At 45.6% G+C, this 1,375-nt stretch carries 1 protein-coding gene; it reads left to right on the top strand.

The genetic code is table 11. From position 1 onward, the window contains the following. Positions 1-999 (top strand): GNAT family N-acetyltransferase (locus tag A3761_RS03670; protein WP_156491569.1); only part of this gene is annotated, 999 nt, incomplete at its 5' end. Positions 1,000-1,375: the final 376 nt, after the last annotated feature.

Genomic DNA, 1,375 nt, shown 5'->3' with positions numbered 1-1,375 from the left:
GGATGGTTGGTGCATCACCTCATGGCTTATCAGGGCGATACATTGGTCGCCGCTGTTCCTAGCTATGTTAAGCAGCATAGCTATGGTGAATACGTCTTTGACCATGCTTGGGCGAATGCTTACCATCAATATGGATTGGCTTATTATCCCAAGTTAGTTTCAGCCATTCCTTTCACCCCCATTACCGGTTCACGGATACTTATACGAGAGGGTATTGATCATAGCGCCGTGATTACGGCCTTGCATGACTTTGCTCCAAAGCATTGTCATGAGCAAGGCTACTCGGGTTGGCATCTGTTATTCCCTGGTTCAGAACTATCGACAGTCTTCAAGCCTCCGGTTCTTCAGCGTAAGGCTGTGCACTTTCAATGGACGAACGAGGGCTATCAGAGTTTTGATGACTTTCTCGCCTCTTTTAGCTCACGAAAACGAAAAAATCTTAAGAAAGAACGTGCAAGTATTTCCCAGCAAGGAATAGAAGTAGAGGTATGGGAAGGTAGGGAAATAAACGCTGAGCTTTGGCGTAGCTTTTATGACTTTTACCAAATCACCTATGCCAAACGTAGCGGTCATGGTGGCTATTTATCGCCATCATTTTTTGAGCGTATTGCTTCAGAGATGCCTGAGTATCTTGTGTTGATGATGGCAAAGCGAAATGGCGAGTACATTGCTGGTGCATTAAATTTTAAGGGCGATAATGCCTTGTACGGTCGTTATTGGGGCTGTATCGAAGAGGCTAATAATCTTCATTTCGAGCTTTGTTACTATCAAGGGATTGAATACTGTATCGCGAATGGCCTGGCTAGGTTTGACCCCGGAGTTCAGGGTGAACATAAAATCCAACGAGGCTTTCGTCCGACTTATACTTACTCAAACCACTGGCTGGCTGAAGAAGGGTTTCGAGAGCCCGTTGCGGAATTTATTAGCAAAGAAAATGAAATGCTCGAAGCTTATTATGAGGATGCGAGTACTTATTTGCCTTTCAAAAAACAGCAATAAGGCTCTGCTAGTTTGCACGGCTTTAATGTTCTCCAATCTTTTGAAACTGATCTAGCTCGTTGATAAGGTCTGGACTGGAAAGTGCCATTTCGAGACATAGGTACTTGTTTTGATTTTGGTCGGATGTACGCCAAAGTGTACCGGTTCGCGATTAGATGTTTACCCCCTAACGTTATGATATCCCACCGTTGTCATCCTCGCGCATGCGGGGATCCATTGTTTTTGACCCAAACCTTATTAATTCGATTACTACGACGGTTTCAAATGCTGCGTTCTATTCAAGACAATGGATTCCCGCCTGCGCGGGAATGACGGAGTTGTGGTGCGGGAAGGCACAGTGTGGAAGGGCCGAGAGTCCAACTTGCCGCCATTCCGC

The sequence above is a fragment of the Oleiphilus sp. HI0123 genome, assembly GCF_001635315.1.
The sequence above is the reverse complement of the archived record's forward strand: the minus strand, read 5'-3'. Positions and strand labels throughout refer to the sequence as shown.